The sequence below is a fragment of the Hymenobacter nivis genome, assembly GCF_003149515.1.
Classification (GTDB): Bacteria; Bacteroidota; Bacteroidia; order Cytophagales; family Hymenobacteraceae; genus Hymenobacter; species Hymenobacter nivis.
The window spans coordinates 4627001-4646139 of the sequence record NZ_CP029145.1; the positions used below are offsets into that span (position 1 = coordinate 4627001).

At 63.8% G+C, this 19139-nt stretch carries 17 protein-coding genes; 13 read left to right on the plus strand and 4 right to left on the minus strand.

Annotated features, from left to right (window positions below; genetic code table 11):
• Nucleotides 1-8 precede the first annotated feature (8 nt).
• The 5 genes from DDQ68_RS20605 to arsS all read left to right on the plus strand — a co-directional run bounded on the left by DDQ68_RS20605 (nucleotide 9) and on the right by arsS (nucleotide 4066).
• Nucleotides 9-701 (plus strand): TIGR04283 family arsenosugar biosynthesis glycosyltransferase, encoded by a 693-nt coding sequence (locus DDQ68_RS20605; RefSeq protein ID WP_109657983.1) that lies wholly within the window; start codon nucleotides 9-11, stop codon nucleotides 699-701.
• A complete protein-coding gene (locus tag DDQ68_RS20610; RefSeq protein WP_109657984.1) occupies nucleotides 701-1726 on the plus strand; it encodes an NAD-dependent epimerase/dehydratase family protein in 1026 nt (341 codons plus the stop codon). Before DDQ68_RS20605 ends, DDQ68_RS20610 begins: the two co-directional genes overlap by 1 nt.
• Nucleotides 1686-2543: an SDR family oxidoreductase gene (locus DDQ68_RS20615; RefSeq protein ID WP_109658543.1), complete on the plus strand. Its 858-nt coding sequence runs from the start codon at nucleotides 1686-1688 to the stop codon at nucleotides 2541-2543. Before DDQ68_RS20610 ends, DDQ68_RS20615 begins: the two co-directional genes overlap by 41 nt.
• Before the next feature lie 55 nt (nucleotides 2544-2598).
• On the plus strand, nucleotides 2599-2931 hold the full coding sequence (locus tag DDQ68_RS20620) for an arsenosugar biosynthesis-associated peroxidase-like protein (protein ID WP_068229436.1): 333 nt from the start codon (nucleotides 2599-2601) through the stop codon (nucleotides 2929-2931).
• 88 nt (nucleotides 2932-3019) lie between these two features.
• Nucleotides 3020-4066: an arsenosugar biosynthesis radical SAM (seleno)protein ArsS gene (arsS, locus tag DDQ68_RS20625; RefSeq protein WP_109658544.1), complete on the plus strand. Its 1047-nt coding sequence runs from the start codon at nucleotides 3020-3022 to the stop codon at nucleotides 4064-4066.
• Nucleotides 4067-4175: 109 nt separating this feature from the next.
• Here the strand turns inward: arsS and DDQ68_RS20630 are convergent, their stop codons facing one another.
• Entirely contained in the window at nucleotides 4176-7223 is a 3048-nt protein-coding gene (locus DDQ68_RS20630) for a serine hydrolase domain-containing protein (RefSeq protein WP_245897143.1), read from the minus strand.
• A gap of 298 nt (nucleotides 7224-7521) precedes the next feature.
• Here DDQ68_RS20630 and mutL point away from each other — a divergent pair, with 298 nt between their 5' ends.
• From mutL to DDQ68_RS20660, 6 genes are all read left to right on the plus strand, one after another.
• A complete protein-coding gene (mutL, locus tag DDQ68_RS20635; RefSeq protein ID WP_109657985.1) occupies nucleotides 7522-9558 on the plus strand; it encodes a DNA mismatch repair endonuclease MutL in 2037 nt (678 codons plus the stop codon).
• Nucleotides 9559-9603: 45 nt separating this feature from the next.
• Nucleotides 9604-10398, plus strand: coding sequence for a rhomboid family intramembrane serine protease (locus tag DDQ68_RS20640; protein WP_109657986.1), 795 nt, complete (start codon nucleotides 9604-9606; stop codon nucleotides 10396-10398).
• A gap of 72 nt (nucleotides 10399-10470) precedes the next feature.
• On the plus strand, nucleotides 10471-11376 hold the full coding sequence (locus DDQ68_RS20645) for a rhomboid family intramembrane serine protease (protein ID WP_109657987.1): 906 nt from the start codon (nucleotides 10471-10473) through the stop codon (nucleotides 11374-11376).
• A 50-nt stretch (nucleotides 11377-11426) separates the two neighbouring features.
• Nucleotides 11427-11633, plus strand: a complete 207-nt coding sequence (locus DDQ68_RS20650) for a DUF433 domain-containing protein (protein WP_109657988.1) — start codon at nucleotides 11427-11429, stop codon at nucleotides 11631-11633.
• A 14-nt stretch (nucleotides 11634-11647) separates the two neighbouring features.
• The gene (locus tag DDQ68_RS20655; RefSeq protein WP_109657989.1) at nucleotides 11648-11848 is read left to right on the plus strand and encodes a hypothetical protein; all 201 of its coding nucleotides are present in this window, start codon (nucleotides 11648-11650) and stop codon (nucleotides 11846-11848) included.
• Nucleotides 11845-12111: a type II toxin-antitoxin system RelE family toxin gene (locus DDQ68_RS20660; protein ID WP_162550296.1), complete on the plus strand. Its 267-nt coding sequence runs from the start codon at nucleotides 11845-11847 to the stop codon at nucleotides 12109-12111. The genes DDQ68_RS20655 and DDQ68_RS20660 overlap by 4 nt, the downstream gene beginning before the upstream one ends.
• A gap of 74 nt (nucleotides 12112-12185) precedes the next feature.
• On the opposite strand, the gene mdh is transcribed toward DDQ68_RS20660, so the two are convergent.
• Complete coding sequence (gene mdh / locus DDQ68_RS20665; RefSeq protein ID WP_109657991.1) at nucleotides 12186-13127, minus strand: malate dehydrogenase; 942 nt, start codon at nucleotides 13125-13127, stop codon at nucleotides 12186-12188.
• A 236-nt stretch (nucleotides 13128-13363) separates the two neighbouring features.
• On the opposite strand from mdh, the gene DDQ68_RS20670 reads away from it, so the two are divergent.
• Nucleotides 13364-15142 carry a glycoside hydrolase family 9 protein gene (locus tag DDQ68_RS20670; protein ID WP_109657992.1) on the plus strand — a complete coding sequence of 593 codons (1779 nt, stop codon included), beginning with the start codon at nucleotides 13364-13366 and terminating at the stop codon, nucleotides 15140-15142.
• Between the two features lie 25 nt (nucleotides 15143-15167).
• Here DDQ68_RS20670 and tilS read toward each other — a convergent pair whose 3' ends face one another.
• Both tilS and DDQ68_RS20680 read right to left on the minus strand, forming a co-directional pair.
• Nucleotides 15168-16496: a tRNA lysidine(34) synthetase TilS gene (gene tilS, locus DDQ68_RS20675; protein WP_109657993.1), complete on the minus strand. Its 1329-nt coding sequence runs from the start codon at nucleotides 16494-16496 to the stop codon at nucleotides 15168-15170.
• Nucleotides 16497-16702: 206 nt separating this feature from the next.
• Complete coding sequence (locus tag DDQ68_RS20680) at nucleotides 16703-17227, minus strand: P-loop NTPase family protein (protein ID WP_109657994.1); 525 nt, start codon at nucleotides 17225-17227, stop codon at nucleotides 16703-16705.
• Between the two features lie 97 nt (nucleotides 17228-17324).
• Between DDQ68_RS20680 and DDQ68_RS20685 the strand changes: the two genes are divergently transcribed.
• Complete coding sequence (locus DDQ68_RS20685) at nucleotides 17325-19076, plus strand: OstA-like protein (RefSeq protein WP_109657995.1); 1752 nt, start codon at nucleotides 17325-17327, stop codon at nucleotides 19074-19076.
• The last annotated feature ends 63 nt before the right edge of the window (nucleotides 19077-19139 follow it).

Below are 19139 nucleotides of genomic sequence, written 5' to 3' on the forward strand. Positions count from 1 at the left end.
TTACCAGTATGCTCAGCGTAATTATTCCCACCTACAAGGAAGCCGCCAACATCGGCCGCTTAGTAGCCGAGCTGCGCCGCCACGCCCCCGCCGGTGCGGTCGAGATAGTGGTCGTGGACGCCGCTAGCCCCGATGGTACCGCCGCCGCCGCCCGCCAGGCCGGCGCCACCACCGTGCTGCAATCGCCCCAGCCCGGCCGCGCCGCCCAAATGAATTATGGTGCTCGCCACGCCCGCGGCGAAGTCCTCTACTTCGTGCATGCCGATGTGGGCATTCATCCCGACTACGCCGCCACTATTGCGGCGGCAGTGGCGCGGGGCCACGCGGCGGGCTGCTACCGGTTTCGGTTTGACTCGCCGCACCCGCTACTGCGAATTAATAGCTACGGCACTCGCTTTAAAGGGATTATGAGTCGGGGTGGCGACCAGACGCTATTCATCACGCGGGCGCTGTTCGTGCAGTTGGACGGTTTCGATGAGCGGTTTGTGATAATGGAAGACTTTGACATTATCCAGCGTATTCGCAAAGCTGCCCCGTTTTTCATCGTGCCGCAGGACGTCGTGGTGTCGGCCCGCAAGTACGAAACTAACGGCTGGCTGCGCGTGCAGCTGGCCAATCTGACGGCTTTTTCGCTGTTCTTTCTCAAGGTGCCGCCGCCGCGCATTGCCCGCACCTACAAGGCCCTGCTCAACTACCGCTGATGCCAGCCGCCCCGCTCCCCCGCGTACTCGTAACCGGTGCCAACGGCTTCCTGGGCCGCCATCTCGTGGCCGAGCTGCTGCGCCGTGGCTACCCTGTGCGCGCGCTGGTGCGGCCGGGCAGCGCGGCGGCTGGGGCCCTGCCGCCCTTGCCGTCGCTGCCCATCGAGGTAGTCGAGTTTGACCTGGCCCGTGTGGCCGACCAAGCCGAAATAGCCACTGTGGGCAGCGGCTGCGGGGCCCTCATCCACGCGGCAGCCCTGGCCCAGGTGAACCCCGCCCGCAACTCGGCGGTGTGGGCCGCCAATCTAGGCGGCACCGAGCAGGCGCTGCGGCTGGCGCACCAAGTAGGGGTGGGGCGCTTCGTGTACGTAGGCACGGCCAACGTTTTCGGCTTCGGTCCAAAACAGCGGCCCGGCGACGAAACCTGGGCCTACGCCGGCCGCCGCTACGGGCTTGACTACATGGACAGCAAGCGTGCTGCTACCGACCGCGTGCTGGGCGCCGTGGCCCGCGAGCAGCTGCCCGCCGTGCTGGTGCACCCCACCTTTATGCTGGGCCCCGGCGATGCGCGGCCCACTTCGGGCGCGCTGCTGCTGGAACTGCTGGGCGGCCGCCTGCCCGGCTACCCCCTAGGCGGCAAAAATTACGTGCACGTGCGCGACGTGGCCGTGGCCACCGTCAACGCCCTGACCATGGGTTGCGTGGGCGAGTCGTATATCCTGGGCAATGAAAACCTGAGCTATCGCGAAGCCTTCGCCCTAATGGCCGAAACCGTGGGGGTAGGAGCCCCGCGCTGGCCGGTGCCGCCGCCGCTGGCTAACTTTTACGGTGCAGCTTGCGACTTCAAGGCCCGCCTCACCGGCCGCCCCACCCAAGTAAATGCAGCGATGGTAGCCGTGGCCAACGACGGCCACTACTTCACCGCGCAGAAAGCCCGCCGCGAATTGGCCTTGCCCCAAACCTCCATTTCCCAAGCCGTGGCCGATGCCTTTTCCTGGTTTAAAGCCCACGGCTACGTCCGGTAGCAACGCTGGTCCGCTGGCCGGCCAGGTGGCCCTCATCACCGGCTCTGAGTCGGGCATCGGGCGCGAAACGGCCCGTGCATTTTGCCGGCAGGGCGCAGCCGTGGTGCTCAACGGCCGCCAGGCTACGCGCCTCGAAGCCACTCGCCAGGCCCTGGCCGCGGAGGGCTACCAAGTAGCCGCCTGCGTGGCCGACGTGACCGATTATGCCGCCGCCGAACGCCTCATTGCCACGGCGATAACCACGTTCGGTCGGCTTGATATCTTGGTTACCAACGCTAGTATTTCGATGCGCGCCTACTTCCGCGACCTCACGCCCGAGGTATTCCGGCAGGTACTCGACAGTAACGTTTACGGCTCGGTGTACCCGCTCAAGGCGGCCCTGCCTTACCTCATTCTGACCAGGGGCAGCGTCACGTTCATCTCGTCCATTTCGGCCCTGAATGGGATGCCCAGCGGCTCGGCCTACTGCGCCGGCAAGGCCGCCCTGGCCAACCTCGCCCACACCCTGCGTCTGGAGCTGGCCGATACGGGCGTACATTTTGGGGTGGTGCACATTGGTTTTACCCAGAACGATGCCGACAAGCGCGTGCTCGACGCGGCCGGGCGGTCCGTGCCCATTGCGTACCGTTCGCCACGCTGGCAGAAGTCGCAGGCCGAAGTGGCGGCTAGTATCTTGCGGCATGTGCGGCGGCGGCGGCGGCGCACGGTTGTTTCGGCGCTGGGCTACCTTATTTTGGTGGTGCACACGCTGTTGCCGCGCCTCGGCGATTGGGTGGTGCGCGCCAGCCAGCGCCGCCTGCGGAACTTCTACGAATGACCCCGGCTTACCAATCTGTCCCTCACCCTTTTCTCGTAGCCAGCTAAAACGCAGTATGGAAACTTATTACAATCCCGCCGACCTCAAGAAATTTGGCAACATTGGCGAGTTCCAGAAGGAATTCGCCGATAAATTCTTCGCTTACTACGGCGCCGTATTTGCCGAAGGGGCCCTCACGGCCCGCGAAAAGTCGCTCATTGCCCTGGCCGTGGCCCACGCCGTGCAGTGCCCCTACTGCATTGACGCCTACTCGGCCGACACGCTCGAAAAGGGCTGCACCGAGCCCGAAATGATGGAGGCCGTGCACGTGGCCGCCGCCATTCGCGGCGGCGCCACGCTGGTGCACGGCGTGCAGATGATGAACAAAGTCAAGGAGTTATCGATGTAAGCCAGTAGCGTAGACTTTGCAAGTCCGCGCGTCGAACGATTCACCACGTCCCCCGCGCGGACTCGCAGAGTCCGCGCTATTTTCCATGATAAAATCTCTCAAAGCGACTGGCAACCAGCTCGCCGACTCGGCCTTTCAGCTCACCGTGCTGCGCCAGGAAGTAGTGGACGTGCTGCACCTGCCGCCCTTCCACCAGAAAATGCGGGAGGCAGGGCTGTTTCCGCTGCGGCCGGTAGCCCCGGCGGTGCTGCAAATCAACGTGGGCAAGATGTGCAACCAGGTTTGCAAGCACTGCCACGTGGATGCCGGTCCCGATCGCAAGGAAATCATGACCCGCGCCACGATGCAGCTCTGCCTCGACGTGCTGGCCCAAACCGATATTCCCACGGTGGACCTTACCGGTGGGGCCCCGGAGATGAACCCCGACTTCCGGTGGTTTGTGGAGGAAATCAGCAAGCTGGGCCGCAAAGTGCTGGTGCGTTGCAACCTGACCATCATCGTGGCCAATAAGAAGTACCACGACCTGCCCGATTTTTTCAAGCAGCACGGCGTGGAGGTGGCTAGCTCGCTGCCCTTCTACTCGGCCGACAAAACCGACCGCCAGCGCGGCGACGGCGTGTTTGCCGACTCCATCAAAGCCCTCAAAATGCTGAACGCCGTGGGCTACGGCCAGCCGGACAGCGGCCTGGTGCTGAACCTGGTGTACAACCCGGCTGGCGCCTTTATGCCGGGGCCCCAGGCGGCCTTGCAGCGGCAGTTCAAGCAGGCGCTGGCGAAAGATTTTGGCATCGTGTTCAACGACCTTTTCGCTATTACGAACCTGCCGGTTAGCCGCTTCCTGGACTACCTCGTGGAGTCGGGCAACTACGCGGGCTACATGGAAAAGCTGGTGAACGCCTTCAACCCTAGCGCTGCGGCCGGCGTGATGTGCCGCGACACCATTTCGGTGGGCTGGGACGGCGGCCTCTACGACTGCGACTTCAACCAGATGCTTGACCTGCACGTGGCCAGCACCAGCCAGCACATCCGCGACTTCGACGCCGCGGCCCTGGCCCAGCGCCCCATCGTGGTCAACCAGCACTGCTACGGCTGCACGGCTGGCGCGGGCTCGAGCTGCGGCGGCACGGTAGCATAAGTGGACGGTGGTGAGAACGATGCTGCGCCACTGCTTATTCGCGGAGGCGCTGGGCACGGTTACTTGCCAACGATTTAGCTCAAACGTTGCAAACCAAGTTGATCGAAGCTTACTGGCTGCCCGCGGCGCTGCTGGATGCGCCGAGTCCCTTGCTGGGCTTTGCGGCTAACTGGCCGGCGGCCAGGGCCTTATAAATCACCTCCTGGATGCGGGTGCGGATGTTGTACTGGCGCAGCTTGTTGTTACCGGCGTCGGGGTACACGCGGTTCGATAGGAAGATGTAGAGGATTTGGTTGTCGGGGTCCATCCACACGCAGGTGCCGGTGAAGCCGGTGTGACCGAAGGTGCTGGCCGGGGCCAGGTTGCTGGTGGGGCCCTGGGGCTTGCTGGGGTCGCCATGGTCCCAGCCCAGACCGCGCTTATTGCCCGCCACCTGGGGCCGGGCAAACTCCGACACCACCGGCGTCTGGAAGTAGCGGGTGCCGCCGTAGTTGCCGTTTTGCAGGTCCATCTGCATCAGCACGGCCAGGTCGTTGGCGGTGGCGAAGAGGCCAGCGTGGCCGCCTACGCCGCCCACCAGGGCTGCCATCTGGTCGTGCACGGTGCCTTGCAGCTGCTCGTGGCGGTAATACGTATCGTTCTCGGTGGGGGCAATGCAGCTTTTGGGGAAGCGCGTGAGCGGGTTGTACGTCAGGCTGCCCAGGCCCAGGGGCCGGTAGAAATTGGCTTGCAAAAACTCCTCAATGGGTTGCTTCAGCAGCTTCTCGCTCAGGCGCTTCATGATGAGAAAGCTGAGGTCGGAGTACTCCACCGGGTACTTGCCGTGCACCTTGGGCAGCAGCGACGAGCGCAGCGTCCAGGTCCACACCGAGTCGTCGGCGGCCTTTACGCTGTACTCGCCGGGGGCCACCTCGTTGGGAAAGTCAACTGATTTTTGGTCGGCGTAAAAGGTCGGCTTCAGCTTGCCGTCGCGCACAGTGCGCTCCCAGGTGGGAATGCCCGGCTTGAGGCCCGCCTGGTGCAGCAGCACGTCGCGCACGGTCATGTCGCGCTTGTTGGTGCGCTGCATTTCGGGCAGGTAAGTGGCTACTCTTTCGTCCAGGTTCAGGCGGCCCTGGTCTTTGAGGTACATGATGGCCTGCAAAGTGCCGGCCACCTTGGTGACGGACGCCAGGTCGTACAACGTGCTGCTGGTCACGGGCTGCGACTGGTCGTAGGTGCAGTAGCCGTAGCTTTGGTCGAACACCACGGTGCCGTTTTTGGCCACCAGCACCTGGCAGCCGGGGGCGGCGGCGTAGGTCTGGCTTTCGAGGGCGATGTTGTCGATGCCGGCCAGCACGCGCGAGTCGAGGCCCTCGCTTTCGGGGGCGGCGTAGCGGAGGCGGTGCAGGTCGGGCGTAGCCAGGCCGGTGCCCACCGGCAGGGTCGGCGATACGGTGACCGGCAGCTTGCCCCGCGCCGGCAGGGCCCCAAACAGTATCTGCGGCACCACCAGCTGGGCCGCGTAGTGGTCTTCGTAAGCGCAGACCAGCGTGCGGGCCCCCTCCAGGTACTTGAGGCCGTAGGCGTTACCCATGGCCACCACCACCGTTTTGATGCCTTTGGTGGCCTGGAGCTGCTTAAGGAATTTCAGGGCCCCGTCGCCCAGGCCGTAGCTGTGGCTGGGGGTGTTGTTCATCTGGTGCAGGCTCACTACCACCACGTTGTAAGGCTTCAAGCGCGGCAGCAGGCGGGCAAACGTGGAGTCGGGCGCGTAGCGGTCGGCCACGGCGTACACCGGGCCGGTCTGGTACTTGTTGAAAATAGTGGCGTAGGGCCCCTCGGCCGGCGTGCCGATGGTGATGGCCGCAATGCGCAGCGTATCAAGCCGCTGGAAGGGCAGGAGCTGGTCGTCGTTTTTTACTACCGTGGTGGCGTGCTCAAAAATGCGCTGGGCCAGCACGCGGGTGCTGGGCTGGTTCAGGCTGTCGTGCAGCACGGCTAGGTTCACGGGGCGGTAGTGGTTCAGCCCGGCCCAGTATTTGGCCCGCAGAATTTTCTTCACCCGCAGGTCGAGGTCGGCCTGCTGCAATTTGCCCGCCGCCACGGCCTCCCTGATGCGGGTAAGCGCGGCCGGCACGTCTTCCGAAAACAGCAGTACATCGTTGCCCGCGGCCAGGGCCATGGCGTCCAGCTCACCGTCTTTGTAGAGCTTGCTCACGCTGCGCATGTTCAGTGCATCGGTGAACACCAGGCCTTTAAAGCCCATCTTGTCCTTCAGCAAGTCCGTAACCAGGGCGTGCGAGAGGGTGGTGGTTTTGGCGTTGGTTGTGTCGAAGAGTGGGATGTAGAGGTGGGCCACCATCGTGCCCATCACCCCGGCGTCGAACGCCTGCTGGAAGGGTACTAGGTCGACTTTCGTGAGCCGCGCCATGTCGGTATTGACGACCGGCAGGGCTACGTGCGAGTCGGTGTCGGTGTCGCCGTGTCCGGGGAAGTGCTTGGCCACGGCCATCACCCGGCTGTCCTGCAATCCCTTGATATACTGCACGCCCAGCGCCGCCACCCGGTCCTGGTTTTCGCCAAAGGCGCGGTTGCCAATCACCGGGTTGTTGGGGTTCGAGTTCACGTCGAGCACCGGTGCGAAGTTGATATGCACGCCCAGCGCCCGCAGCTTGCGGGCAATGGCCTGGCCCATCTGGTACACGTACTGCGGGTCGTCGAGGGCCCCCAGCGTCATTTCCTTGGCGAAGTGGGCCGACGAGTCGAGGCGCATGTCGAGGCCCCACTCGGCGTCGGTGGCAATGAGCAGCGGCACCTTGGCGGCGGCCTGCAAGCGGTTGGTGAGCAAGGCTTGGCGCTTGGGGCCCCCTTGCAGAAACATCACCCCGCCCACGCCCTGGTTGCGCACCAGCCGCTCGATGCGGTCGGCGTGGGCCTTCTCGCGGTTCGAGTAGGCGGCCACCATGAAGAACTGGCCCAGGCGCTGATCAGGCGTAAGCGAGTTGAACACGCTGTCGACCCACGCCATTTCGAGGGGGGAGTTGGGCAGCGGGTCGGCCGGGAGCTTCCGCAAGCTGGCGAACGAGAGCAGCGTGCCCGCCGCTAGCAGTAGCGCCGCGAGGGCCAGCCAAACCGTGGTACGCAGCGGGCCCGGGGGGCGAAGGAAAAGCTTCAAGGGAAAACCGGGCCCCGGGGGCCGTACTTTTGTCGTGGAAAGCTGCGGAACCGACGGAAGGGGTTTGGCCGTTCCAAACCCGCCGCCTGCCCAGCCTTAACGGGGCAAAAATCGCTCCGAACCGGGCCGATTAGCGCGCCGCTGTTTGACCGCGAAGGTACGCAGAAACTACGGGGGGGTAGATTTAAATCGGCTCCCCGCCGCGTTGCTTTGCGCTGCCCGCCGGCTTTTTGCGTTGGCCCACCGGCTAATTTGCCCGCTTCTTTGTTTACCTGCTGGCCCCGGCCAGCCCCGCTCCATGCCCGATATCATCCGCCTGCTTCCTGAGTACCTCGCCAACCAGATTGCGGCCGGCGAGGTAGTGCAGCGCCCCGCCTCGGTGGTGAAGGAGCTGCTGGAAAACGCCGTGGATGCCGGCGCCACCCAGGTGCAACTCATTGTGAAAGAGGCCGGCAAGCAGCTCGTGCAAGTCGTGGACAACGGTACGGGCATGAGCCCCACCGACGCCCGCATGAGCCTGGAGCGCCACGCCACCAGCAAAATCCGCAGCACCGAAGACCTATTCCGCATCCGCACACTAGGCTTCCGGGGTGAGGCCCTGGCCAGCATCGCGGCCGTAGCCCAGGTCGAAATCCGCACCAAGCAGCCCATGCAGGAAACCGGCTCGTTGCTGCTCGTGGAAGGCTCGCAGGTGACCAGCCAGCAGCCCACGGCCTGCCCCGACGGCACGAGCATCGCCGTGAAAAACCTGTTTTTCAACGTGCCCGCCCGCCGCAACTTTCTCAAAAGCAACGCCGTGGAGATGCGCCACGTGCTCGACGAGTTTCAGCACGTGGCGCTGGCCAACCCGCAGGTGGGCTTCTCGCTGTTTCAGAACGACTTGGAGGTGTTTGGGCTGCCAGCCGGCAAGCTCAGCCAGCGCATTGTGCAGCTGCTGGGCAATGGCTACAAGGAGCAGCTGGCCAACTGCGAGGAGGTGACGCCCTTCATTGCCGTGCGCGGCTACGTGGGCAAGCCCGAGTCGGCCAAAAAAAGCCGGGGTGACCAGTTTTTCTTCGTCAACAACCGTTTCATCCGCTCGGCCTACCTCAACCACGCTGTGCTGGCGGCCTACGAGGGCCTGCTCCCGCGCGATGCCCACCCGTTTTACGTGCTATTTCTGGAGCTGGACCCCAAGGCCATTGACATCAACGTGCACCCGACCAAGACGGAAATCAAGTTCGAAGACGAGAAAACGGTGTATGCTGTGGTGCGCTCGGCCGTGAAGCAGAGCCTAGGCCTGCACAACATCGCGCCCTCGCTGGACTTCGACGGCGATGTGAACTTTGCACCCATCCGGCCGCTGCGGGCCGGCAAGCCGGCCGCCGGGGCCTCGCGCTGGCTGCGCCCCGAGGACAACCTGCCCGCCGTGACGCCCGCCGACCGGAACGATTTTGCGGGGGGACCCGGCCTGGCCGGGGCCCCCGCCGCCCGGCCCACGGCGGCTGGCTTCGCCAATTTCGACCCCGACACCCGCACCGACGGCTTTGCCCGCCAGGCCGCGCCGCGCCCCACCGAGCAGGCCCGGCGCGACCTTGAAGCTTTCTACCGCGAGCTGGGCCAGCCCTTGCGCACGGCCGACGATTTGCCCGCGGAGGACGCGGAGGCCACCACCGCGCCTGCGCCAGCCGGGGCCCCAGGGGCCCTGCCGCTGGCTTTCCCGGAAGACGACCCAAGCACCAAGCACCAGGCACCAGGCACCAACCTGCCCAGCCGCGAAGGGGGCCCCGGCCACCGCGCCGTGCAGGTGCAGCAGCGCTACGTGCTGGTGCCGGTGAAGTCGGGTGTGCTGCTGATTGACCAGGAGGCGGCCCGCGAGCGGATTCTCTACGAGCAGTACGCGCAGGGCCTGGAGCGCGCCGACGGGGCCTCGCAGACGCTGCTATTTCCGCGCACGGTGAGCTTTTCGCCCGCCGATTTTGCGGTGCTGCGGGAGCTGACCGAGCCGCTGCATACGCTGGGCTTCCGCTTCGTCGAGTTTGGGCCCCACACCATTGCCGTGGAGGCCGTGCCCGCCGGCATGCCCGCCCAGGCCGAAAAGGAGCTGCTCGAAAGCCTGATTGAGCAGTTCCGCACCGCCGCCGGGCCCCTGCGCCTCGACCGCCACGAGGCCCTGGCGCGGGCCCTGGCCCGGCGCGTGGCCAGCAGCACCGCCGCCGCCCGCCTGCCCGACGCCGAGCTGAACGCCCTGGCCGACCGCCTGTTTGCCTGCCAGGTGCCCGGCTACACCCCCGACGGCCGCAAAACCCTGGTGCTGCTCGACGCCGCCCAGCTGGCCGACTTTTTCCGCTCCTAAAACTCCGCTCGCGCCTGGTTCCGCCCGGGCGCTACTTTTACATTCATGTTCAACCTCACGCCCACCGTTCGCAACTTGCTCATTGCAAACGTTTTGTTATTAGTCATCAGCTCCAACCTGCTGCCGCAAGTTGTGCAGTACGGGGCCCTGTTTCCGGTGGGCTCGGTCTTCTTTCAGCCCTGGCAGTTCCTGACGTACATGTTTTTGCATGCTGGCTGGGGGCATTTGATTGGCAACATGTTCGGCCTCATCTCCTTCGGGCCCCTGCTGGAGCAGCGCTGGGGTGGGCAGCGGTTCCTGTTCTTCTGGCTGATTTGCGGCTTCGGCTCCGGCCTGCTCTATGAGGGCGTGCGCGCTTACGAGCTGCGGCCCCTGACGGAGCTGCGCCGCGACCTGGTGCAAAACCCCACCGGCGGCGACTTTGCCGAGCTGGTGCGCACCGCCCGCGGCAGCGGCCCTTACGCCGCCGACGAAATGGCCCTGGCCGACGCACTGGTGCGCAGCCCCAACGACCCCACGCTGCGCGCCACCGTGGTGCAGGAAACCCAGAAATTGTACCAAACCGTGCTGGCCTCGCCCATGCTCGGCGCGTCGGGGGCCCTGTTCGGGGTGCTGTTCGCGTTTGCCTACTTGTTTCCGAACACCGAACTGATGCTGCTCTTTTTTCCGTTTCCCATCAAAGCCAAGTACTTTGTGTTTCTCTACGGTGCCTACGAGTTCTACAACGGCGTACACCGCACGCCCGGCGACAACGTGGCCCACTATGCCCACCTTGGCGGCCTGCTCGTCGGCTTTTTGGTGGTATATTACTGGGAGCGCGGCCGCGAGCGGTTCTATTAACGTTAATCATTCATCCGGCTCCGGGGCTTTCCGGGCTGGGCACGTTGCCTAATTTATAAAATCTGCGATTTTATGAGTGTTTTTCAAGAAATCCGCACCGCCTTCGACCGGCGCGACAACGCCCTGAACCAGTTGCTGCTGCTGAATGTACTGGTGTTTGCGGCCCTTATCATCCTGCACGCCGGCCTCACCATCGGTGGCGTGGGGGGCTTATATGAGCCGGTGCTGCGGCAGTTCGCCATGTCCTCGTCCTTGCCTGTACTGGCCCGCCACCCCTGGACGGTGCTCACTTACGCCTTCACGCACGAGGGCTTCTTCCATATTTTATTCAACCTGCTGAACCTCTACTGGTTCGGCCAGATCATCCGCGAGTATTTGGGCAACCGCCGGCTCGTGAGCCTCTACGTGCTGGGGGCCCTGGCGGGGGGGCTAGTGTTCCTGCTGAGCTACAACTTCCTGCCCGCGTTTCGGCCGGGACTGGGCGCGTCGGTGGTGGGGGCCTCGGCCTCCGTCACGGCCATCATCGTGGCGGCGGCCACGCTGCTGCCCGACTTCACGTTTATGCTGATTTTTCTGGGGCCCGTCAAAATCAAGTGGATAGCGTTGGCCGTGGTGCTCATCTCGCTGGCCGGCATCAACGGCGGCAACCCCGGCGGCGAAATTACCCACCTCGGCGGGGCTCTGCTGGGCTTCGTGTTCGTCAAGCAACTCAAGGCCGGCCGCGACCTGGGCCGTCCCATCCAGGCCATCGGCGATTGGATAGGCAACCTGTTCAGCCGCCGGCCCAGCATGAGCGTCAGCACCACCCGCCGCCCCGAGCCCGTGACGACCGCCGCCCGCGGGGCCCGTCCCGCCGCCGCTCCCGGCCAGCCCCACCCCGACGAGGTAGATTCTATCCTGGAAAAAATCTCCCGCTCCGGCTACGAGAGCCTATCTAAGGACGAGAAGCAGAAGCTATTCCGCGCCAGCCAGCAGTAGGCAGAACGATGGTATTATGAGTACAATCAAGCTAAGCCTTTAGGTCAGTCATGAATCTATCATCCCGAATTACCGTCAACCCGGAAATTTGCCACGGCAAGCCCATCGTGCGCGGGATGCGGTGGCCAGTGGTGGTGCTCCTGGACCTGCTGGCGTCGGGCATGACCAACGAAGAGATTTTGGAGGAACACCCCGAACTGGAGCGGGAAGATTTGAGCGCTGTCCTTGAATATAATAAATTGAATAGTTTGAATTAATTGTTCTTCATCCTATGGAATCCCTATTAATAACTCCTGCCTCCCGCGAGGAATTAGCCCTGCTAACCGCCTTGCTCAAAAAAATGAGCATTGAAACCAAGGTGTTGTCGGACGAAGAAAAAGAGGATTTGGGCTTGGGCTTGATGATGCGCGAGGCCAAAAACAGTCCCCGCGTTTCCCGCGAAGCCGTGATGCGGAAGCTGGGCCGGGCATGAAAACCGCTTTTTCCAGCCGTTTCTTGAGAGACTTGGATAAATTGCCCAACGCCGCCGTGAAATCAGCGGTAGCTGACGTTATCGAAGCGGTTGAAGTGGCGGCTAATCTGACGGGTATCGTCAATCTCAAAAAATTAAAAGGCTACAAAATGGCCTATCGCATCAGGGTGGGCGACTTTCGTATCGGCGTATTTATAACGGGTGGCGAAGTTGAATTTGCTCGGGTTGTGGACCGAAAAGATATTTACAAGCTGTTTCCATAAGCATTAGTCAAAAGCAACAGAAAGCCCCGCCAGATGCATCTGGCGGGGCTTTCTGTTAATTAGCTGCGGAATAATTACGCCGCTGCCTGGCCCATTTTGTCTAGCGCGTCCATTACCTCTTTCACGTGGCCGCGCGAGGTTTCGAGCATGGCTTTTTCCTCGTCGTTGAGTTGCAGCTCAATCACGCGCTCCACGCCGTTTTTGCCCAGGATGACCGGGGCCCCCAGGTACACGCCGTTGATGCCGTACTCGCCTTGCAACTCTAGGCAGACCGGGAACACGCGGCGCTGGTCGCGCACGATGGCCTCCACCATTTGGGCGGCGGCCGCGCCGGGCGCGTACCAGGCCGAGGTGCCCATGAGCTTCACCAGCTCGCCGCCACCCTGGGCGGTGCGCTGCACGATGGCGTCGAGCTTCTCCTTGGAAATCAGCTCCGTAACCGGGATGCCGCCCACAGTGGTGTAGCGGGGCAGGGGTACCATGGTATCGCCGTGGCCGCCCATCAGCACGGCCTGGATGTCCTTGGGACTCACGTTCAGGGCCTCGGCCAGGAAGGCGCGGTAGCGGGCCGTGTCCAGGATGCCGGCCATGCCGAACACCTTCTCGCGGGGCAGCTTGGCGGTGAGGTGGGCCTGGTAAGTCATCACGTCGAGCGGGTTGCTGACGACGATGATAATGGCGTTGGGGGAGTGGGCCACCACCTGCTCCGTCACCGATTTCACGATGCCGGCGTTGGTGGCAATCAGGTCGTCGCGGCTCATGCCGGGCTTGCGGGGCAGGCCCGAGGTGATGACCACGACCTCCGAGCCGGCGGTGCGGGCGTAGTCGTTGGTGACGCCCACGGTGCGCGAGTCGTAGCCCAGGATTGGCGCTTTCTGCCAGATGTCCAGGGCCTTGCCTTCGGCAACGCCTTCTTTGATGTCGACCAACACGATTTCGTTGGCAATTTCACGGGTGGCGAGCACATCGGCGCAGGTGGCGCCGACGTTGCCGGCACCGACAACGGTAACTTTCATAGGAAACGGGTTGGGTGAAAAACGGGTGCGCCGTAAAAGTAGGCCCCGAATGCCCGGCGGGCAAAACAGGGGCGGGGCCCCGCGAAACAGAATTTCTCGGAAGTCGTCGGGTCAGGAGGCGGCCGACGGGTATACCTTAGCTTACAAAGCAAACTACTAAGTTAACTCCGCGGACCCCGCAGGCGAGGGAATTAAAGCAGAAAAAGGGTTGATGGTCAAATTATTGCGCAAATTTCATGGTGATTAACTTCAAAGCCGCTTTCTGGCTCAGTGTGTTCCTCGCGTGTGCGCAACCGGTGTCCGCCCAGCACCTGGCCGAGGCTATTCGAGTTAACCAAGTCGGCTTTTATCCAGCTGCGCCCAAGGTGGCCGTGGTGGTAGGAGCAGCGGCCGGCAAGTTTTACCTCACCACGCCGGACTTGGCTACCACGGTGTTCACGGGGGAACTAGGGCCCCAGCGGTACGCCGAGTTGTCGTTTCAGCAAACGCGGACGGCCGATTTTTCGGATTTTAAGGCAGCAGGAACCTTTGTGTTGTGGATTCCCGGCCTAGGGTTTTCCCATCAGTTTCAAATCAGGCCGGGGGTGCACGACGCCGTAGCGCGGGCGGCCCTGAAAGGCTTTTATTACCAACGGGCTTCGACGCCGCTGCCGCTAGCCTACGCGGGCATTTGGAGCCGGCCATTGGGCCACTCCGATAACCAAGTGCTGGTGCACGCCTCGGCCGCCAGTGCCCAGCGGCCAGTCGGAACGGTTATTGCCGCGCCCCGCGGTTGGTACGACGCCGGTGATTACAACAAGTACGTCGTTAACTCTGGCATTACGCTGGGCACCCTGTTCTCGCTTTACGAAGATTTTCCGGCGTACTGCGCCGGGCTTGACACCCGTATTCCGGAGAGCAGCAATGCCCTGCCCGACCTGCTCGACGAGGCTCTTTGGAACCTGCGCTGGCTCAAGGCAATGCAGGACCCCAGCGACGGGGGCGTGTACCACAAGCTCACCAACGCTAGCTTCGACGGCATGGTGATGCCCGCCGAGGCCCGGGCGCCGCGCTACGTAGTGCAGAAAAGCACCGCCGCGGCCCTGGATTTCGCGGCCGTGATGGCGCAGGCAAGCCGGGTGCTGCGCAAATTTGACCGGCAGCTGCCCGGCTTGGCCGACTCGTGCCTGCGGGCCTCGACTAGTGCCTGGGCGTGGGCCCGGGCCCATCCGGCCGTATACTACGAGCAAGATGCGCTGAACAAGCAGTTTCAGCCCGCCATCAGCACTGGAGCTTACGGTGATGGGGACGTGAGTGACGAGTTTATCTGGGCCGCGGTCGAATTGTACGTCACTACCAAGCAGGACAGCTACTACCGGTCCGTGAAGCTATTTCAGGACGCGCAGACGCCCTTGCCGTCGTGGGGCCAGGTCCGAACGCTGGCTTATTACACGCTGGCCCGGTTCGGCCCCGAGCTGACGGCCTTGGGCCGCAAAGACCTGCCGCAGCTGAAAAGCCGGTTGCTCGCGCTGGCCGATAACCTGGCTCAGGGCAGCGCAATGCGCGCTTACCAGACCGTGATGGGCAAGTCAGCTGCCGACTACAACTGGGGTAGCAATGCTAACGCCGCCAACCAGGGCGTTGCGCTGGTGCAAGCGTACCGCCTCAGCGGCGACCGCAAGTACCTGCAATTTGCCTTGACCAACCTGGATTACCTGCTCGGCCGCAACGCCACGGGCTACTGCTATGTTACGGGCTGCGGGGCTCAGCCGCCGCAGCACCCGCACCACCGGCCGTCGGAGGCCGACGGCGTGCGCGAGCCCGTTCCCGGGTTGCTCGTTGGGGGGCCCAACCCCGGCCGGCAAGACGGCTGCCATTATCCGTCTACCCTCGTCGACATGGCCTACGACGACGAGGTGTGCTCCTACGCGTCCAATGAAATTGCCATCAACTGGCAGGCCCCGCTGGTGTACCTGGCCGGCGCGCTGGAGACCCTGCAAACGCAAGGTGGGTTGTCGCCTGCTCCCAAAAAGTAGCCCAGCTGGTCCGCAGCTTTAGCCTTCACAGCCGCTGCACGGCCAGCACGCGCTGGGTATCGGGGCTCACCTTGAAGCGGTCGTCCACGCGCAGGCCCACCACCCAGCAAATTTTGCCGTCGGCCGAGGCCAGCACGCGCACGTCGTCCTTCAGGTTCAGCGGCACTTTCTGGTCGATGAGGAAATTGCTGAGGTGCTTTTTGCCCTGCATCCCCAGCGGCATGAACCAGTCGCCCTCCTGCCAGCGGCGCAGCGTGAGGGGGAATTTCAGCTTGTCGGCATCGAGCGCGGCGGTGCTGCGCGAGCGCGGAATGGCGTAATTGGCGCCGTCGTGGGCTGTGGCGTGCAGGCGCATCCCGTCGGCTAGCAGGTCGGCCTGGCCCTCGGCGAGCTGGAAGGTGCCGTACTGCGCCAGCCGTCGCGGGGTGATGACGAGCTGGTCGCGGTCTTTCACCAGGCGGTGGGTAGGCGAGTCGAACTGCTTGCCTGACAGACCTTTGAAGGCCGCGACAACCTCCTTCGTTACCACCCACGAAAAGCCGAAGGGTCGCAGCATTTCGTGCAGCACCAGGGCCGTGGCGGCCGTGTTTTGGAGCAGCGCAATGCTTAAATAGGTGGCCTCGGGCGCGTCGCGGCGGGCTTGGGCGGCGGTGTCGGCCACGTAGCGGCGCACGATTTCCTCGGCGCCGCCCACGCGCTCGGCGGTGGCGGCCATCGTCTGGTCGAGGCCGGGGTTGATTTCGCGCAGCACCGGCAGCACCTCGTGACGCAGCAGGTTGCGCTGGTACACGGGGCTGTCGTTGGAATCGTCTTCGCGCCAGCGCAAGTTGTTGGCCACCAAGTAGTCGTGCAGGTCGTCGCGGCCCAGGCCCAGGAGCGGGCGCACCACGGCCCCGTTCTTGGCCTGGATGCCGTGCAGGCCGGCCAGGCCGGTGCCGTGCGTGAGGTTCAGCAGCATGGTTTCGGCCTGGTCGCGCTGGTGGTGGGCGGTGGCAATGGCCACCAGCCCCTCGCGGGCCCGCACCTGCTCGAACCACTGGTAGCGCAGCAGCCGGGCTGCCATCTGGGTTGAGATGCCCTCGCGCTCGGCAAAGGCCTTGGTCTGGAAAAACTCGGCGAAGTAGGGCGCGTCGTACTGCTTGGCCAGCTTGCGCACGAACTGCTCGTCGGCGTCGGCGTCCTCGCCGCGCAGGCCGAAGTGGCAGTGCGCCACCGCCACTTGGGCCCCCAGCCGGTGCAGCACATCCAGCAGCACCACCGAATCGAGGCCCCCGCTGACGGCTACTAGTACGGGGTCATTCGCTATGGAAAATAGCTGGTAGGTTTCAATGAACTGGCGAACTTGGTCGAGCATAAGGGAGAAATTAAAAGTTGTGAGTTGAAAAGCTGTTTGAGCGACTACCAGAACAGTGTGTAGACGCAAGGATGCGCCTCTACACTATTTCAGGGCCCAATCAAGTTGAGTAGCTCCTAAAGGTTGAGCGCTGGTTATGTAGAAGAAGTGTTGATGGTCATTTATTTTAATTTTTAACCCTCAACTTTTAATTTATTCCAGGCGGGCTATTTCGGCCAGTACGACAGCCAGCCGCGCGGCCATCGTGAGGTCGCCGTGCAGGCGAAGCGCCCAAGCCAAGCCGTGTGGTTGGCCAGGGTGCGGCTGCCGCCGCAGGAGCCGTCGTCGTAGCCGGCCGCCCAGGGCAGAAAGGCTCCGGCCCGGGCCGCCCGGGCGGGGTCGGTGGTGATAACGTCGCCGTAGCGGGCGTGTTCGCGCTGCCGCAGGCGATGTAGGCGCAGGGCCGGCGGCAGCCACAGAAACACGGCCAAATCAAGCGCCGCCAGCTGCTGCTCGCCCCAGGGGCCCCAGCCCACCAGCGAGCCGCCCAGTACCCAGCGGAGCCCCCGGGCCAGGCTGTGGGCCAGGCGCGCATTGCGTGCAGCTGCGGGCCGCCGCACGGTAAACGGCACGGCGGAGGGCCCCCAGAAGTAGTCGTCGCTGTCGAAGTACGGCACCCCCAGGGCTGCCCCCAGCACCGTGCCCAGCGTGGTGATGCCCGCCCCGGAAGCCCCGAAGAGATGGATTTTCATAGCGGAAGTGAACGACAAACCGGAACCGGGGCCCCAAGGCACTAAGCCGCAAAGATGCGCGTTAGGCCCCGCCGGCCGCCGTACCTTTGCCCGCTAAATGCCCCGCTTCCGCTTTTTTATTTTGCTCTTGCTGCTGCTGCCGTCCCTCGCGTGGGCCCAGCGGCCCGGTGCCGCACCCCGCCCGGGGCCCGGCCCGGCCAAGCCCGCCGCCAAAGGCACGCCCGTGGAGCTGCTGAAAGGCGCTGGGGAATTAGTAGGCATTACGACGCCCGAGGGCGTGAAAATCCGCAAGGTGCTAGGCAACGTGGGCTTCAAGCAGGGCGACACGTTTCTGTACTGCGACTCGGCCTACCAGTACCTCGACCGCAACGAGATTGAGGCGTTCAGCAACGTGCGCGTTGTTCAGAACGATACCGTGACCATCACCGGCGACAAGGGCTACTACAACGGCAACCTGCGCACGGCCCGCATGGTGGGCAACGTGGTGATGCGCGACCCGCGGATGACCCTGACCACGCCCACGCTCAACTACGACCTGAACCGCAAAACGGCCACCTACTTCGAAACCGGCCACCTCACCGACCCGCAAAATACGCTCGACAGCCAGCAGGGTTTCTACGACACCAATAGCAAGGTATTTGTATTCAAGCGCGACGTGCACCTCGTGTCCATCGACGCCCAAAACCAGCGCACTGACCTCAACAACGACACGCTGACTTATAATACCATCAGTAAGATAGCCTACTTCGATGGGCCCACGCGCATCCGGGGCCAGCAGGGCAACCTGTACGCTGAGAAGGGTAACTACAACACCGTCACGCGGGTGTCGAACTTCCAGAAAAGTGCCAAAATCGATACGCCCAACTACCTGCTCGGCGGCGACCGGTTGGTGTACGATGAGGGCCGGCTGTACGGCGAGGCGGCGGGGCACGTCACGCTCGTTTCCAAGAAGGACAACATCACGCTGCGCGGCGACTTTGGCCGGCACTGGCGCGGCCTGGGGCGCACCAAGCTCTATGGCGGGCGGCCGGTGGTGCGTAATATTTCGGGCAAAGACACCCTGTACATGGCCGCCGATACGCTGCTGAGCGTGGAAAGCCGCCCCGGCACGCCCAACGTGCGCCAGGTGTTGTACGCCTACCCCAAAGCCCGGATTTTCAAGGCCAACCTGCAAGGGCGCTGCGACTCGCTGACCTACGACCGCCAGGACAGCATCATTTACCTGAACCGCGACCCGGTGCTCTGGCAGGCCCGCACCCAGATGGTGGCCGACTCGATGCAGATCCGGCAGAAGCGCGGCAAAATCGACCAGATGCGTCTGTACGCCAACTCGTTCGTTATTAATCAGGACACGCTGCTGAACTTCAACCAGATGAAGGGCCGCAACATCATGGCCTACTTCCGCGAGGGCCAGATTGGGCGCATCGACGTGCTGGGCAACGCCGAAAGCATCGCCTACGCCCTCGACGGCGACACCGTGGTAACGGGCCTGAACAAGGGCGTGTCGGCCACGATGACGCTGCGCTTTGCTGACAACAAGCTGCAAAGAATCACGATGTTGGTCAACCCCGACGCCAACTTTATCCCGCTGCACGAAATAAAGGAGCCTGACACGCGCCTCAAGGGCTTCCGCTGGCGCGACACCGAGCGGCCCACCCGCCGCCAGGTGCTGGGCAAGCAGTTCGACGACCGCCCGCCCCGCAAGCCCATCCGCAAGAAAAAGCCCGTGCGGGCCAAGCGCCCAGCTAAAAAAACTACTCGTGGGGCCCCCAGCGCCGCCCCGCGCAAGCCGCCCGCCCCCGCCACCCCCAAGCCGCCTGCCCCCGTCAAGCCTGCTGCCCGGCCCTGAATGCAACCCTTGGGGCCCCGGCGGCGGTCCGGTGAAAGCCAACGGCCCGCCGCCGCTAGCCCG

Excerpts from the sequence above, each read along its gene's own strand:
- mdh (WP_109657991.1), bottom strand. The coding sequence starts at position 13,127 with ATGAAAGTTACCGTTGTCGGTGCCGGCAACGTCGGCGCCACCTGCGCC.
- DDQ68_RS20660 (WP_162550296.1), top strand. The coding sequence starts at position 11,845 with ATGAAAACCGCTTTTTCCAGCCGTTTCTTGAGAGACTTGGATAAATTG.
- DDQ68_RS20620 (WP_068229436.1), top strand. The coding sequence starts at position 2,599 with ATGGAAACTTATTACAATCCCGCCGACCTCAAGAAATTTGGCAACATT.
- DDQ68_RS20655 (WP_109657989.1), top strand. The coding sequence starts at position 11,648 with ATGGAATCCCTATTAATAACTCCTGCCTCCCGCGAGGAATTAGCCCTG.
- DDQ68_RS20610 (WP_109657984.1), top strand. The coding sequence starts at position 701 with ATGCCAGCCGCCCCGCTCCCCCGCGTACTCGTAACCGGTGCCAACGGC.
- mutL (WP_109657985.1), top strand. The coding sequence starts at position 7,522 with ATGCCCGATATCATCCGCCTGCTTCCTGAGTACCTCGCCAACCAGATT.
- tilS (WP_109657993.1), bottom strand. The coding sequence starts at position 16,496 with ATGCTCGACCAAGTTCGCCAGTTCATTGAAACCTACCAGCTATTTTCC.
- DDQ68_RS20650 (WP_109657988.1), top strand. The coding sequence starts at position 11,427 with ATGAATCTATCATCCCGAATTACCGTCAACCCGGAAATTTGCCACGGC.
- DDQ68_RS20640 (WP_109657986.1), top strand. The coding sequence starts at position 9,604 with ATGTTCAACCTCACGCCCACCGTTCGCAACTTGCTCATTGCAAACGTT.
- DDQ68_RS20645 (WP_109657987.1), top strand. The coding sequence starts at position 10,471 with ATGAGTGTTTTTCAAGAAATCCGCACCGCCTTCGACCGGCGCGACAAC.
- DDQ68_RS20670 (WP_109657992.1), top strand. The coding sequence starts at position 13,364 with ATGGTGATTAACTTCAAAGCCGCTTTCTGGCTCAGTGTGTTCCTCGCG.
- DDQ68_RS20605 (WP_109657983.1), top strand. The coding sequence starts at position 9 with ATGCTCAGCGTAATTATTCCCACCTACAAGGAAGCCGCCAACATCGGC.
- DDQ68_RS20680 (WP_109657994.1), bottom strand. The coding sequence starts at position 17,227 with ATGAAAATCCATCTCTTCGGGGCTTCCGGGGCGGGCATCACCACGCTG.
- DDQ68_RS20615 (WP_109658543.1), top strand. The coding sequence starts at position 1,686 with ATGCCTTTTCCTGGTTTAAAGCCCACGGCTACGTCCGGTAGCAACGCT.
- DDQ68_RS20685 (WP_109657995.1), top strand. The coding sequence starts at position 17,325 with ATGCCCCGCTTCCGCTTTTTTATTTTGCTCTTGCTGCTGCTGCCGTCC.